The 14,019-nt window shown below is 74.3% G+C and carries 12 protein-coding genes and 1 pseudogene; 5 read left to right on the forward strand and 8 right to left on the reverse strand.

What is annotated here, in order from left to right; translation table 11 throughout:
• Positions 1-340: pseudogene (locus PSU4_RS28895) on the reverse strand (Atg14 domain-containing protein); the annotation flags it as partial.
• Between the two features lie 139 nt (positions 341-479).
• Here PSU4_RS28895 and PSU4_RS28900 point away from each other — a divergent pair.
• Positions 480-1,577 carry an adenosine deaminase gene (locus tag PSU4_RS28900; protein WP_147115519.1) on the forward strand — a complete coding sequence of 366 codons (1,098 nt, stop codon included), beginning with the start codon at positions 480-482 and terminating at the stop codon, positions 1,575-1,577.
• Positions 1,578-1,583: 6 nt separating this feature from the next.
• On the opposite strand, the gene PSU4_RS28905 is transcribed toward PSU4_RS28900, so the two are convergent.
• From PSU4_RS28905 to PSU4_RS28915, 3 genes are all read right to left on the reverse strand, one after another.
• Positions 1,584-2,900: a SatS C-terminal domain-containing protein gene (locus tag PSU4_RS28905; protein ID WP_147115521.1), complete on the reverse strand. Its 1,317-nt coding sequence runs from the start codon at positions 2,898-2,900 to the stop codon at positions 1,584-1,586.
• A gap of 39 nt (positions 2,901-2,939) precedes the next feature.
• A complete protein-coding gene (locus tag PSU4_RS28910; RefSeq protein WP_147115523.1) occupies positions 2,940-3,908 on the reverse strand; it encodes an alpha/beta hydrolase in 969 nt (322 codons plus the stop codon).
• 249 nt (positions 3,909-4,157) lie between these two features.
• Positions 4,158-4,394 carry a hypothetical protein gene (locus PSU4_RS28915; protein WP_141279019.1) on the reverse strand — a complete coding sequence of 79 codons (237 nt, stop codon included), beginning with the start codon at positions 4,392-4,394 and terminating at the stop codon, positions 4,158-4,160.
• Positions 4,395-4,885: 491 nt separating this feature from the next.
• Between PSU4_RS28915 and PSU4_RS28920 the strand changes: the two genes are divergently transcribed.
• Both PSU4_RS28920 and upp read left to right on the forward strand, forming a co-directional pair.
• The gene (locus tag PSU4_RS28920) at positions 4,886-5,803 is read left to right on the forward strand and encodes a haloalkane dehalogenase (protein WP_147115525.1); all 918 of its coding nucleotides are present in this window, start codon (positions 4,886-4,888) and stop codon (positions 5,801-5,803) included.
• A 78-nt stretch (positions 5,804-5,881) separates the two neighbouring features.
• The gene (upp, locus tag PSU4_RS28925; RefSeq protein WP_147115527.1) at positions 5,882-6,505 is read left to right on the forward strand and encodes a uracil phosphoribosyltransferase; all 624 of its coding nucleotides are present in this window, start codon (positions 5,882-5,884) and stop codon (positions 6,503-6,505) included.
• Positions 6,506-6,515: 10 nt separating this feature from the next.
• On the opposite strand, the gene PSU4_RS28930 is transcribed toward upp, so the two are convergent.
• Positions 6,516-7,094 (reverse strand): TetR/AcrR family transcriptional regulator, encoded by a 579-nt coding sequence (locus PSU4_RS28930; RefSeq protein WP_147115530.1) that lies wholly within the window; start codon positions 7,092-7,094, stop codon positions 6,516-6,518.
• A gap of 136 nt (positions 7,095-7,230) precedes the next feature.
• On the opposite strand from PSU4_RS28930, the gene PSU4_RS28935 reads away from it, so the two are divergent.
• Positions 7,231-7,983: an SGNH/GDSL hydrolase family protein gene (locus tag PSU4_RS28935; protein WP_147115532.1), complete on the forward strand. Its 753-nt coding sequence runs from the start codon at positions 7,231-7,233 to the stop codon at positions 7,981-7,983.
• A gap of 12 nt (positions 7,984-7,995) precedes the next feature.
• Here PSU4_RS28935 and PSU4_RS28940 read toward each other — a convergent pair whose 3' ends face one another.
• From PSU4_RS28940 to PSU4_RS28950, 3 genes are read right to left on the reverse strand one after another with little or no spacing between them, the layout of a single operon-like run.
• Entirely contained in the window at positions 7,996-9,558 is a 1,563-nt protein-coding gene (locus PSU4_RS28940) for a phospho-sugar mutase (protein WP_147115539.1), read from the reverse strand.
• A gap of 26 nt (positions 9,559-9,584) precedes the next feature.
• Positions 9,585-10,388, reverse strand: coding sequence for a purine-nucleoside phosphorylase (locus tag PSU4_RS28945; RefSeq protein WP_147115534.1), 804 nt, complete (start codon positions 10,386-10,388; stop codon positions 9,585-9,587).
• A 36-nt stretch (positions 10,389-10,424) separates the two neighbouring features.
• The gene (locus PSU4_RS28950) at positions 10,425-12,179 is read right to left on the reverse strand and encodes a serine/threonine-protein kinase (protein ID WP_147115536.1); all 1,755 of its coding nucleotides are present in this window, start codon (positions 12,177-12,179) and stop codon (positions 10,425-10,427) included.
• 419 nt (positions 12,180-12,598) lie between these two features.
• On the opposite strand from PSU4_RS28950, the gene PSU4_RS28955 reads away from it, so the two are divergent.
• Positions 12,599-13,846, forward strand: coding sequence for an amidohydrolase (locus tag PSU4_RS28955; protein ID WP_147115538.1), 1,248 nt, complete (start codon positions 12,599-12,601; stop codon positions 13,844-13,846).
• Positions 13,847-14,019 lie beyond the last annotated feature (173 nt).

Genomic DNA, 14,019 nt, shown 5'->3' on the forward strand with positions numbered 1-14,019 from the left:
CCGCCATCCCGTCGAGGCGGCCGTCGAGCTGCGCGAACGGCTTGGCCAGCTTGTCGGGCAGGGACTCGATCGCCCGGACCAGGGTGGCGAGAGCGGCGTCCTGCGCGTCGAGCTTGGCAACGGTCTCGTCGAGCCGCTCGGCCAGCACGCTGACCTCGGTGCGGTCCGGCAGCTCGGTGAGCCGCTTGCGGACGGTGCCGATCGCGTCGAGCGCGGTGAGGCGGGCGTGGATCTCGTCGAGGGAGTCGAAGATCTGCTGCTGCTCGCTGTCGCGGATCTCGGCAGCACGCATGAGCATGCCGCGCATCCGGTCGAACGACAGGGTGGAGTTATCGCTCATCGATGGTGCTTCCTCTGAGCCGGATGGGGGAGCTGAACAGAGCGTAGCGACTGGCCCACTTCGCTCGACGGGGAGTCACCGGTTGGGCCGATCGGGCGTCTCCTCTCGCCCGTTCCGGGTCGCGACCGTCGGGTATAGCGTGGCCGACGTGCCCGCGCCCCTGAGCCCGGAGAACATCCGCAACGCGCCGAAGGTCCTGCTCCACGATCACCTGGATGGCGGTTTGCGGCCATCCTCGATCGTCGAGCTGTCCGATGCCGTCGGCTACCGGTCGCTGCCGACGCGCGATCCCGGCGAGCTCGCCGAGTGGTTCCTCGGTGCCGCTCACAGCGGCTCGCTGGAGCGGTATCTGGAGACGTTCGGCCACACGGTCGCGGTGATGCAGACGGCGGAGGCGCTGCACCGCGTCGCGGCCGAGTGCGCGGAGGACCTGGCGGCGGACGGCGTCGTCTACGCCGAGGTCAGGTTCGCCCCTGAGCTGCACACCGAGCAGGGCCTCGACCTCGACCAGGTCGTCACCAACGTGCTCGACGGTTTCGCGGCCGGCACCGCGCGGGCCCGGGAGAAGGGCCGCACGATCCGGATGGGCTGCCTGCTCACCGCGATGCGCCACGCCGCCCGCTCCCGGGAGATCGCGGAGCTCGCCGTCCGCCACCGCGACGCGGGCGTCGTCGGCTTCGACATCGCCGGCGCGGAGAAGGGGTTCCCGCCCACCCGTCACCTCGACGCGTTCGAGTACGTCCGGCAGCAGAACGCGCACGTCACGATCCACGCGGGCGAGGCGTTCGGGCTGCCGTCGATCTGGGAGGCCATCCAGTGGTGCGGGGCGCACCGCCTCGGGCACGGGGTGCGCATCGTCGACGACATCTCGCTGGGCAACGACGGGCTGCCCGCACTGGGCCGGCTGGCCGCGTTCGTGCGCGACACCCGCATCCCGCTGGAGATGTGCCCGACGTCGAACATCCAGACCGGCGCCGCGGAGTCGATCGCCGAGCACCCGATCGGCCTGCTCGCCAAGCTGCGCTTCCGGGTCACGGTGAACACCGACAACCGGCTGATGTCGGGTTGCACGATGACCTCGGAGCTGTCGACGCTCGTGGAGACCTTCGGCTACGACTGGGCCGACGTGGCGTGGTTCACCGTCAACGCCATGAAGTCGGCGTTCATCGGGTTCGACGAACGCCTCGCCCTGATCAACGACGTCGTCAAGCCGGCGTACGCGGCGCTGCAGGCCTGAGCTGAGTCATACGGCGCGCAGCCGGGAACGCACCCGCTCGACCAGCGCCGCGAACTTCGCCGCTTCCGCGTCGAACGGCGGGCTCGGCGCGAGCCGCGTCGGGTCCGGGCGGATCACGAACGACACCAGCCAACCGAGGCTCTCCGACTCGGCGAGCTGCTCGCGCGGCACCTCGTCGCCCGCCCAGTCACCGATGTCGATCATCAGCTCCACGGCCAGGTCGAGCTGTGTGGGGTCGACGGTGAGGGTGCCGTCGGCGATGTCGTCGGCGAGCCCGGCGAGGACGTAGGTGTTGAGCTCGTCGACGGTCACCTCGAGCTCGCCGACGGAGGCCTTGTCGAGGACCTCGTCCCAGGTCGACGCGGCGCCCAGGTCGTTGCCGTCGTCGGACCGGTCGGCGTCGGCGAGGTGGCGGGCCAGGGCGCGTTCGCTGGTGAAGACGTCGATCTTGCCGGCGGAGCCGAGGAACACCGGGTCGTCGCCGAGGTAGCAGCGCAGCGTCACGTACTCGACGTCGGCCAGCACGATGCGGATCGGGTCGATGCCGACGCTCTCCCAGAAGGTCGGCTCCCGCCCGTCCTCCTGTTCGGCCTCGTCCTCGGCGACCTGTTCCTCGACGGCGTCCTCGACGGCGTCGTCCTCGAGCTCGCGCTCCTCCTCGTCGTCCTCGGACGCGTCGGGGTGCGCGGAGCGGACGGTCGCGACCGCCGCGGCCTCGCGCTCGGCGAGCCGCTCCGCCTCGACGCTCGCCGCGGCGAGCGCCTTCTCGTCGACCTCCGGGGTGGTGACGACGGCGTCGAGCGCGTCGATCACCTCGTCCCAGCGGTCGGCGACGGTCGCGACGAGCTTGGCCCACAGCCGGTCGCCCTCGCGGCCGGTGAACGGCAGCGTGCCCTGCTGCAGCATCGCGAAGCCCGGGGTGGAGTCGAGGACCGCGGTGACCTTCTCCAGGCCGCACACGTCGGCGAGCGAGGTGACCATCGTGACCGTCTCGGCGAGCTCGCCGATCGTCCACGTGTCGGGCTCCTGCGCCATCACCTCGGGGACGCCGACGATGTCGTAGACGTGGGTGTCCTCGGGTGTCAGCTCGGCGACGCTCAGCTCGGGGACGACTCCCCACGCCGGGTGGTCGACGAGATCGTGCCCCTCGGCGGTGCGCACGAACGCGGCGAGCTGCGCGACCTCACCGAACGCGAAGAGGTGGTCGTCGTCGCCGAGGAACGCCTCCCACTCCTCGCCGTCCTCGCGCCACTGCGGGGCCCACAGCGTGACGAGGTCACCCGCGGTCAGGGACAGCCGGATCGGGACGATGTCGCTTGCCACGCGCCGGAGGATAGCCGCTCCTGATCAGAGCGCTCGTCGTCAGCCGAGCGCGGCCAGGGTGGCGGCCCGGATCTGTTCCTGTACGTCGGTGTGCGGGATCCCGGGGGCGCCGTCGTCGGGTTGCGGGCCGTAGTCGCCGAAGTCGGCGTGCACCGCGCCGGGCACGGCCACGAACCGTGTCGACGGCGGCAGCGACGCGCGCGAGTCCTCGACGTCGGCGGGTGTGGTGAGGCCGTCGGCGGTCCCCGACACCGAGGTGACGGCGAGGTCGGTGCGCGCCGACAGGTCGCCCGACGGGTACGACGCCCACAGCACGAGCCCGGCCGCGCGTGACCCGGGCGCCGCGGCGTAGTCGGCCGCGGCCACCCCGCCCATGGAGTGCCCGCCGACGACCCAGCGCCCGACCTCGGGGTGCGCCGCCACGACCGCCGCGGCCTGCGACGACTGCAGCAACGCCAGCCCCAGGGGCGACTTCAGGATCACGACGAGGTGCCCCGCGGCCGCGATCGGACCCAGGATCTGCACGTAGGCGCGCGGATCGACGCGGGCGCCCGGGTAGAAGACGAAGCCGCTTCCCGACGCCTGCCCCGGTGGGCGCAGCTCGATCGTCGTGCTCAGGTCGGTGACGGTCAGGTCGACGACGTCGGCACCTGCGGCGTCGTCCGGCGTCGTCGCCGGGAACGGGCGCAGCCACCCGGCCGCGAGGGCCGCGAGGACCAGCAGGATCGCCGGGACCGCCCGGACGGCACGGTTCCAGCCACCCCGGTCGCGCCGTCTGCGGGCCCGCGTCGACCAGGCCAGCATCACGACACCGGCGACGGCGAGCGCGACGAGCAGCCAGGTGTAGGCGGGGTTGCCCGCCGCGACGGTGGTCCAGCGGGTCACCGCCACCCAGGCGGCGACGCCGACGCCGGCGAGGCCCGCCACGACCGCGCCGAGCCGCCGCGGGACAGGAAAGCGGCGACGGGCCCGCGGCGTCGCGGTGGTCGTGGGTTCCCCGGCGCGCACGAGATCACCACCGACCAGAGGCGCGGCGTCGCGGGAGGGGAGACGGGGGCACGGTCCGCGGCAGCGGTGACGGGACGAAGGCCCGCCCGCCGATCCGATCGGCGGTGTCCGTGCTGGTCACACAGGCGAGTCTAGGACGACCGGCCTGTCGGGCCGGTGGTCCGCCGCCCGGCGCGTCGACGGTGCGCCGAGCGGCCCGCGTGTGCGGATCCGGTGGTGGAGCGGGGTGGGACAGCAGCGGGGGACGGCTCAGGTGGAGCTGTGCAGACGGACGACGCCCACGGTGACGTCCTCGAGCCCGCCGCGGTCGAAGTCACGGCGGAGCTGGTCGGCCTTGATCGTCGCGGTCAGCCCGTCGAACGGGCCGTGCGCGTCGACCTCGCCGGTCTGCGGGTCCACAGCGAGCACCACATAACCGTCGCACTGCGTGAGCTTCTCCGCCGCAGCGACCAGCGTCGCCTCGTCAGAAGTCGTGTTCTCCGGCACCGGATCACCTCCTAGTCATCTAGTACAGCGTCGGCGGAGGCTCGGACGTGACACCGTTCCGGGCTTACCACCCGTTCGGGTCAGGTGATTCCCCGGCTCGGACACGGATCGTGCAGAACTCGGGACGCAGTGCTCACGAACCGGAATCGACGGTGGATCACGCCGGAATTCGCGGTGAACTCGGTGACGGTGCGCGTCGGTGGCGCCGGTCACGCCCCGCTCGTGCCGGCCCGCGACGGAGCGTGTCCCCGCGGGCCGCTCTCGCTGCTGCCACTGGGACGGCCGAGACCGCCCGACCACCCGCGCGGGGCCGACACGATCACCGCACGTGGTTGCCCGCCCGTCACCTCCCGCGGCCCGGTCCGTCGCGCGCGACACCCCGGCCGCAACCTCACTGTCGTCCCCAGGCCCGCCGAGGACCGTGAGGTTGCGCGCGGCAGGGGGCGGGGAGGTCGCGCGGCACGCAGGCCCGGCGGGTGCAGGATCGGGGCATGCGCGTCCTCCGCACCCCCGACGACCGCTTCGTCGACCTCCCCGACTTCCCCTACCCGCCGCACCACGCCGACGTCGCGTCCGGTGACGGCGGCACGCTGCGGATGGCGTGGGTGGAGGACGGTCCGGCCGACGGGCCCGTCGTCCTGCTCCTGCACGGCGAGCCCAGCTGGTCGTTCCTGTACCGCACGATGATCCCGGTACTCGCGGCCGCGGGCCTGCGCGCGGTCGCGCCGGACCTCGTCGGCTTCGGCCGCTCCGACAAGCCCACCGAGATCGGCGACCACTCCTTCGCCCGGCACGTCGAGTGGGTCCGCGCCCTCGCCTTCGACGTGCTCGACCTGCGCGCGGTGACGCTCGTCGGCCAGGACTGGGGAGGGCTGATCGGGCTGCGGCTGCTGGCGGAACACCCGGACCGGTTCGTGGGTGTCGTCGCGGCCAACACCGGCCTGCCGACGGGCGAGCGCGACATGCCGGAGGTCTGGTGGCAGTTCCGGCGGGCCGTGGAGAAGGCGGGCGCGGCGGGGCGCCTGGACGTCGCGCGGCTCGTGCAGTCGGGCTGTCGCACCCCGTTCACCGACGACGTCCGCGCCGCCTACGACGCCCCCTTCCCCGACCAGGACTTCGTGGCCGGGCCGCGGGCGATGCCGCTGATCGTCCCCACCCGCCCCGACGACCCGGCCACCGAGGCGAACCGCGCCGCCTGGGCCACGCTCCGCACCCTCGACGTGCCGTTCGTGTGCGCCTTCAGTGACGGCGACCCGATCACGGCGTCGATGGAGCCGGTGCTGCGCGCGACGATGCCGGGTGCTGCGGGTCGTGAGCACCCGACGATCGGTGGGGCGGGGCATTTCCTGCAGGAGGACGCGGGCCCGGCGCTGGCGGAGGTCGTGGTTGACCTGGTCCGGACCCTGTGAGTGGCAATAGTCGCTATCGCGACTATTGCCACTCACGACCGCGGGCTGAGCTCTGGATCACCGGTAACCTCCCGCGCCATGGACGTCCGGGTCGTCGATCATCCGCTGGCCGCCGCGCGGCTGACCGTGCTTCGGGACCGCGACACCGGCGACGCGGCGTTCCGCGCGGCTCTGCACGAGCTGTCACTGATGCTCGTATACGAGGCCACCCGCGAGCTCCCGCTGCGCACCGGCACGGTACGGACGCCGCTCACGGAAACCGTCGGCCACGCCGTCGCGGCGCCACCGCTGATCGTGCCGGTGCTGCGCGCGGGCCTGGGGATGACCGAGGCCGCGCGGACGTTGCTGCCGGAGTCGGCCACCGGCTACGTCGGCGTCGCCCGCGACGAGAAGACCCACCAGCCGGTGCCGTACCTGACGTCACTGCCGGACTCGCTCGACGGGACCCCGATCCTGGTGCTCGACCCGATGCTCGCGACGGGGGGCTCGCTCGTCCACGTGCTCGGCCTGCTCGCGCTCCGGGGCGCCACCGACGTCACGGTCGTCTGCGTGCTGGCCGCGCCGGAGGGGGTCGCCCGCCTCGAGGCGGAGGCGCCGTCGATCCGGCTGGTCATCGGGTCGGTGGACGAGCGGTTGAACGACGACGCGTTCATCGTCCCCGGCCTCGGCGACGCGGGGGACCGCCAGTTCGGGACGGGCTGAGGCCGTCCGGTCAGGTCGTCCAGGCGGCGACGGTCGCGCGCAGCACCGTCTCGAAGACGACCTTCACGTCGTCGGCGCAGCCCGGCCCGACGCCGCGCAGCTCGGCCGCGGTGAGGCCGTGCAGGGTGGCCCACACACCCAGCGTGACGGTCTCGGGCTCGACCCCGGCGCGCAGCCGGCCCTCGGCGGCGGCCCGGTCGGCGGCGCGGCGCAGCGGCGCGAACGCCGACGCCGCCGGCGGGTCGCCCTCGCGGGCCACGCCGCCGAACATGACGTCGTAGAGGTGCGGGTCGGCCAGGGCGCTGTCGCGGTAGGCCAGGCCCAGGGCGACGAGGTCGTCGACGGGGTCGTCGGTGGTGCGCACCCGCTCGAGGTGGGTCGCGAGGCGGCGGAACGCCTCGTCGACCAGCGCCGCGAGCAGCGCGGGTTTCCCGCCGAACAGCGAGTAGACGGCCGTGGTGGAGGTGTCCGCGTCGGCGGCCAGCTTGCGCAGGCTCAGCGCGTCGAGGCCCTGCGTCGACAGGGTCTCGCCCGCCTGTTCGAGCAGCCGGGCGCGGAGCGCCTCGTCGTGCACCTTCGGACGCGGCATCCCGCCACGCTACGCAACACCGTTTCGCACCGCTCGTCCTGGCTGTGGACCCCTGCCGTGACCTGCGGGTAACGTCGGTGCTCCGGGCCGCGAGATCCGGCGGAGGCGCGCGACGGCTGCCGCGATCGGGGGAGCGGTGAAGGTCAGGGACAGGGCCCGGCTGGTGCTCGGGCTCATCGCGGTCCTGGTGGTGGGGATCCTGCTGCCCGCGGACCGCTCCGGCGACGAGCCCGCGGAGGTCCGCGTCGCCGCGGCCAAGCCGGTCGTGTCGCTGCGCGTGATGCCGCTGGGGGCGTCGAGCACGGCGGGGATCGGCAGCGCGTCGACGGCCGGCTACCGCGGCCCGCTGTACCGGATGCTGCAGCGCGACGCCATCAACGTCGACTACGTGGGCTCGCTGCGGTCGGGCCCGTCGTGGCTGCCCGACAAGGACAACGAGGGCCACTCCGGCTGGACGCTGGCGATGCTGGCCCCGAAGGTCGGCGCCTGGGTGCGGGCGGCGAGGCCCGACGTCGTGCTGCTGCACGCGGGCACCAACGACCTCGGTCGCGGGGTCGCGGGCGACGTCACGGCCCGCCGGCTCGACGACGTCCTGGGCAAGATCCTCGCGGCCGCACCGCGGGCGCACGTCGTCGTCGCCGGGGTGTGGGCGCCGCTGCCCAAGGCCCGGGCGGCGCGCGAGAAGCTGGCCGCACTGACACCGGTGATCGTCGGGAAGTACCGGATGCAGGGCTACTCGGTCGACTTCCTCGACAACTCGACGCTGCTCGCGCCGGGCCAGCTCTACGACGGCCTGCACCCCAACACGTCGGGCTACGTGAAGATCGCCGCGCTGTTCGACGGCGAGATCCGACAGTGGCTTGACTGTCAGCCCTGTGAGCGGCGATAGTCGCCATGGCGACTATCGCCACTCACGAGCCTGCGCCGTCAGCGTCTCGAGCCGCGCGGCAGCACGTGCGCGCGCCGCCGTGACGTCGACGTCCGGGGGTTCCACGACCTCCAGGTAGGTCTTGAGGATCGGCTCGGTCCCCGAGGGGCGGACCACGACCCGCTCGCCGCCCCGACGGAGGACGAGCACGTCGGGCGCCGGACGTTCGACGTCCCAGCCGACGGGCGGCGCCCCGAACAGCGCGGGCAGGGCGCACCCGTCGAACGGGACCGTCACCTGCGCGGTGACGTGCACGCCGTGGGCGGCGGCCAGCTCGTCGAGCCGGGCGGGCAGCGACGATCCCGCGGACCGCAGCGTCGCGGCCAGGTCGGCGGCGACGACGGCTGCGGCGATCCCGTCCTTGTCGCGCACGGCGTCCGGGTCGACGCAGTACCCCAGCGCCTCCTCGTAGCCGTAGACGAGTCCCTCGCCCGCGCGGACGATCCACTTGAACCCGGTGAGGGTCTCGGCGAACCGGGCCCCGTGCGCGGCCGCGACGCCCCGCAGCATCGACGACGACACGACGGTCGTGGCGACGAGCGGCGCGGGTTCCCGAGAACCGCGCAGCACGTGGTCGCCCAGCAGCACACCCGTCTCGTCGCCGGTGAGCATCCGCCACCCGCCGGGGCCGGCGCGCCCGTCCCTGACACCGAGCGCGCACCGGTCGGCGTCCGGGTCGAGCGCGACGGCGAGATCGGCGTCGACCGACGCGGCCAGGGTGAGGAGGGCGTCGGTCGTGCCCGGGTGCTCCGGGTTCGGGGAGTGGACGGTCGGGAAGTCGGGGTCGGGCACGGCCTGCGACGCGACGACGTGCACGTCGGTGAACCCCGCTAGCGCCAGCGCCTGCACCGCCGCGGCACCGCCGACGCCGTGCAGCGGTGTCAGCGCGATCCGCAGGTCCCTCGCGCCCCCGACGGGCAGCCCAGCGACCCGGGCCAGATAGGGCTGCAGCGGATCGACCTCGCGGACGCGCCCCTCGGCGGGGATCGCGACGGCCGCGCCCACCTGCTCGGTCAGCGCCTCGATCTCCGCGTCGACGGGCGGGACGAGCTGCGCGCCGTCGCCCAGATAGACCTTGTAGCCGTTGTCCGATGCCGGGTTGTGCGACGCCGTCACAGCCACCCCGGCCACCGCGCCCAGGTGCCGGACCGCGAACGCCAACAGCGGTGTCGGGCTCGCCCCGGGCAGCGCGACCGCGTCGAACCCCGCTGCGCCGAGCACGCCGGCCGCCGCCGCGGCGAACTCCGCCGACCCGTGCCGCGCGTCCCGCCCGACGACAACCGTCGCACCGGCGTGGCCGTTGCGGCGCAACCACTCCGCCAGCGCCGCCGTGGTCCGCCGCACGACCGCCACGTTCATCCCCGCCGGTCCCGCTCGCACCGGCCCGCGCAGCCCGGCGGTGCCGAACCGCAACGGTGCGCGCATCAGGTCGGCCAGCTCGTCGTCGGCACCCGGCGTACCGGCCATGGCCGCCGCGACCAGCTGCTGAAGCGACGTGCGGGTGGCCGGGTCGGGGTCGTCGGCGACCCAGCGCATCGCCGCGTCACGCACCGCCCGCGCCGTCACGACCGCGCGATCAGCTCACGCAGCAGCGGGCCCGTGCGCAACGCCGCTGCGGCACCCGCGGCGAGGACCTCCTCGTGATCCAGCGGCTGCCCGGACATCCCCGCGGCCAGGTTCGTCACCAGCGACAGCGCGAACACCTCCGCCCCCTCCGCGGTGGCGGCGATCGCCTCCAGCACCGTCGACATCCCGACGACATCGGCCCCGATCGTGCGCAGCATCCGGATCTCGGCGGGCGTCTCGAAGTGCGGCCCCGGCAGCCCCGCATAGACGCCCTCGGTCACCCCCGGCGCCACCGCCCGGGCCAGCGCGCGCAGCCGCGGCGAGTACAACGTCGTCAGATCGACGAAACGGGCCCCGACCAGCGGCGACCGCGCGGTCATGTTGACATGGTCGGACACGATGACGGCGTCACCGACCGCCATGCCCTCCCGGATGCCGCCCGCCGCGTTGGTGAGCAGCACCGTGCGGCAGCCCGCCGCGACCGCCGTACGCACCCCGTGCACGACGGCGTCGACACCGTGGCCCTCGTACAGGTGCGTGCGGCCCAGCATCACCAGCGCGCGCCGCCCGTCCACGTCGACCGACCGGATCGTCCCGGCGTGCCCGGCCGCCGTCGGCGGCACGAAACCCGGCAGGTCGGCCATCGCGACCTCGACGTCCGCCGCGCCGACCAGATCGGCCGCCGGGCGCCAGCCCGACCCGAGGACGAGCACGACGTCGTGGCGCTCGACGCCGGTCGCCGTCCGCAGCGCCGCCGCCGCCGCGTCGGCCAGAGCGGCGGGATCGCCGGGAGAGCTCATGCGGGCAGGGTAGATCAACCGGGCGTCGGCGACGGGTCAGGCGCCGGTGACGGTGAACCCGCGCGCGACGGCCGTGAACAGATCCGCCGACGTCGTCTCCGCCGTCTCGCCCGGGACGGTCAGCCGCAGCTCCCACACACCGTCGGCGCCCGGCACGATCCGCAGCCACGTCGTGCGGTCCTGCGACCCCGACGTCGTCCGGTACACCGTCTGCTGCACGCCCGCCGTCGTCCCCGCCACCGGTGCCGCCGGCTCGGCGCTCACCGTGTCGACGCCCAGCCCGTCGGCGGTGAGCCCGCCCAGCACCGCGTCCGCCGACGCGCCGCGCTGCACCGACAGCTCCTCCGAACCGTCCGGGCTGACGAACCGCACCCCGGTCGCGCCGGCCGCGTCGTAGCGGTACTGCGCCCACGTCTCCGGGACCTCGACGGAGAAGCCCAGCGGATCGACGTGCGACACCATCGGCGCCCGGTCCGTCGTGACCGTGACCGTCGACATCGGCGACTGGCCCGCGATCGCCCGCGTCGCCGCCCAACCACCCGCCGCGCCCAGCAGCACCACGATCGCGCCCGCGACGACCAGCGGCGCCGCCCACCAGCTCGGCATCTCGCGCGTCGCGGCGACGGCGGCCGCCTGCCTGCGCGAGGCCTGCACCCCACCCGCGACCGCGACCGGTCGGGGCGGCGGGGGCGGAACCTGGCCCGTCCCGTCGACCGCGGCCTGCCGGGCGAACGTGCCCGACTCCTGCGGCAGCCGCAGCCCCGGGAAGCTGCCCGGCGCCGCCGCCAGCGGAGTCGAACCGCCCGCCGGGATCGGACCCGACGCCGACACCCGCGGCAGCGGCAACGGCACCCCCGTCGACGGGGCCGGATCCGGCGCCGTCGGCTCGAGACGCACGTGCGCGGGCGTGGCCGCCACCGTCGGCGAGTCGGGCGACCCCGGGTAGAGCGGATCGTCCGGATCCGGGATCAGTGGGCGCAGGCGGTTGCGGACCTCGTCGAGCGGCATGCGCTGCAACGGGTCCTTCACCATCAGGGCCGCGATGACCTCCGACACCGGGCCGGCGTCACGCGGACGCGGCACGTCTCCGTCGACGACCTCGGTGATCGTCGAGACGGGATCACCCCGCACGTCGTAGGGCGGGCGGCCCTCGATGGCGGCGAACAACGTCGCGCCCAGGCCCCACAGGTCGGCCGCCGGCGTGACGGCCGCTCCCGCCGCCACCTCCGGTGCGATGTAGGCGGGGGAGCCCAGCACCAGCCCGGCCGTGGTCATCGGCGCGTCCGCCGAGTTGCGCGCGATGCCGAAGTCGGTGAGCTTGACCCGACCGTCGTCGGCCACCAGCACGTTGCCGGGCTTGACGTCGCGGTGCGTGATGCCCGCCCGGTGCGCCGCCCGCAGGGCGCCCGCCGTCGCATAGCCGACGACCGCCGCCTGCTGCGAGTTCAGCCGGCCCTGCTCGCCGATCATCGTCGCCAGGTTGCGCGACGGCAGCATCTCCAGCACGACGAGCGGGGCGCCGTCGACGTCGACCACGTCGTAGACGGTGATGATGTGCGGGTTCGACAGACCGCCCAGGGCGCGCGCCTCACGCAGCATCCGCTCGCGCATCGCGAGCGCCTCCCGCTCCGGGATGCCGAGCGGGACCTTGAGCTCCTTGATCGCGACGGCGCGGCGCAGCACCTCGTCGTAGCCGCGCCACACGGTGCCCATCGCGCCGCTGCCGAGCTGCGCGGACAAGGTGTAGCGGCCGCCTACGCGCCGCTCGCCGTCGTCTCGGGGGCTCGACACCCGACCATTGTCGCCTCATCCCGTGGACACCGGACGGGCAACCCCCGATCGGTCGCCAGGGTGATGACGCACGGTGACCGTCATCTGACGGTACGCGAAGGATCCGTTCGGCCCACCGGTCGTCGGAGGGGCGGCCGGTCACCGTGGTGCGGCGAACTGTCGCCGCGGCAGCCGCGGCGCGGTGAGCGGCGCGAACGTTGTGGTGGGTGATGGGGGTCACCCGCAATCCGGGCCTGCACGTCGCCGAACGGCGACCCTTCGCCCGCCCGCAGCAGACCGGCGACCCCTCGCCGCGCATATCCGCATCGTGCCGACTTCCGGTTGGAGAACCGCCGACCGGGTGAGGACTATGAGTCGATGGTTCACACGGCCGCCGCCCCGCACGGGGCGCACACGGAACCGAGGGACGGTGATGAGGCGTGACCCTGCTGGAGGCGGACGCCGGACTCGCGGCGCTCGGTGACCTCCCGGTGACCGACCTCGGAGCCGGTACCGGACCGGACTGGCTCGACGCGTGGCTCGACACGCGCCGCGGCGACGTCGTCGCCTGGCGGCGATCCCTGCACTCCCTGCCGGAGCTCGGGCGCGCCGAGCGCCGCTCCACCGAGATGGTCGCCCGCCGGCTCATGGCCGCCGGGCTCGAGCCGCGCACGCTCCCCGGCGGCACGGGCCTGGTCTGCGACATCGGCTACGGCGAACGCTGCGTCGCGCTGCGCGCCGACCTGGACGCGCTGCCCCTGCAGGAGGACACCGGACTGCCCTTCGCGTCGACCGTCCCGGGCGTCATGCACGCCTGCGGACACGACGCGCACACCGCGATGGTGCTCGCCGCCGGGCTCGCCCTCGCGTCCGCGCCCTCGCTGCCCGGGCGGGTGCGGCTGATCTTCCAGCACGCCGAGGAGGTCCAGCCCGGGGGCGCGCTCGACATGGTCGCCGACGGCGCCATGGAAGGCGTCGAACGCATCTTCGCGCTGCACTGCGACCCGCGGCTCGAGGTCGGGAAGATCGGCACCCGCGTCGGCCCCATCACCTCGGCGTGCGACCTCATCGAGATCCGGCTGACCTCACCCGGCGGGCACACCGCCCGGCCCCACCTGACGGCCGACCTGGTGCAGGCCATGGGCCTGCTCATCACCCAGCTCCCCCTCCTGCTGACCCGCCAGGTCGATCCACGCTCGGGAACCGTGCTCGTGTGGGGCGCCGTCGAAGCCGGCCACGCCGCCAACGCCATCCCCCGCGCCGGCGTCCTGCGCGGCACCCTGCGCACCGCCGACCACGCCACGTGGAACGAGATCGAGGCCAAGCTCCGCTCGCTCGTCGCGTCCGTCCTCGCGCCCACCGGCGTCGGCTACGTCCTCGACCACGTCCGCGGCGTCCCGCCGGTGGTCAACGAGGCCGTCAGCGCCGGCATCCTGCGCGACGCCGCGATCGCGGCGGTCGGCCCCGAGGCCGCCACCACCACCGAGCAGTCCTCCGGCGGTGAGGACTTCGCCTGGTACCTCGAGGAGGCCCCGGGCTCCATGGCGCGGCTGGGCGTGTGGTCGGGCCACGGCCCGATGCGCGACATCCACCAGCCCACCTTCGACCTCGACGAACGAGCCCTGCCCGTCGGCGTCCGGGTGCTGGTGCAGTCGGTGTTGGCGGCCTTCGAGGTCCCGCCCGCCTGACCGTCCGAACCACAGAGGGCCGGCCCCCGACGGCCCCGCACCGCCGCCCGGCGGCTCCCCCCACAAGGAGCCCCGGGCGGCTTCATGTCGTGCCCCGGGATTCCGCGCGCAACCTGACGGTTCTCCGAGGGCGCCGGCACGACCGTGAGGTTGCGCGTGAGCCGGGGCGGGGC

The sequence above is a fragment of the Pseudonocardia sulfidoxydans NBRC 16205 genome (assembly GCF_007989085.1).
GTDB classification, from domain to species: domain Bacteria; phylum Actinomycetota; class Actinomycetes; order Mycobacteriales; family Pseudonocardiaceae; genus Pseudonocardia; species Pseudonocardia sulfidoxydans.